Consider the following 590-nt stretch of genomic DNA (forward strand, 5'->3'; position numbering starts at 1 on the left):
ACGACGAAGTGGCGCTTCATCTCGCTGCCGGATGCGCTGAACATCATCCGCGCCGCCACCGTGCTGACGCTCGCTCTGCTCGTGCTGGACTACATCTTCGTCGCGCCCAACGTCCGCGGCAGCTTCTTCGTCGGCAAGGTGACGATCATCCTGTACTGGTTTCTCGAGATCGCCTTCCTCAGCGCGCTGCGGATGACCTACCGCTATTTCCGCTATACGCGGGTGCGGCGTCATGCCCGCACCGAGGACGCTGCACCGACACTGCTGATTGGCCGGACTGCGGATGCCGAGGTGCTGCTCCGCGGCATCGAGAGCGGGGCGATCAAGCGGATCTGGCCGGTCGGCATATTGTCGCCCTCGCGCGCCGATCTGGGCCAGCTCATCCGCAACGTGCCGGTCCTGGGCGGTATCGACGACGTCGAGGACGTCCTTGCCGATTTCACTAAGCGCAACAAGGCCATCGCCCGCATCGTGATGACGCCGTCGGCATTCGAGCCGGATGCCCATCCCGAATCGATCCTGATGCGAGCGCGCAAGTTGGGCGCGATCGTGAGCCGCATGCCCTCGCTGGAGAGCGGCGAGGCGCCGCG

1 protein-coding gene is annotated in these 590 nt (G+C 65.4%); it reads left to right on the forward strand.

The features are described from left to right. A partial coding sequence (locus XH84_RS31750; RefSeq protein ID WP_430641992.1) for a nucleoside-diphosphate sugar epimerase/dehydratase occupies positions 1-590 on the forward strand: 590 nt, incomplete at both ends.

The organism is Bradyrhizobium nanningense (genome assembly GCF_004114535.1).
Classification (GTDB): Bacteria; Pseudomonadota; Alphaproteobacteria; order Rhizobiales; family Xanthobacteraceae; genus Bradyrhizobium; species Bradyrhizobium nanningense.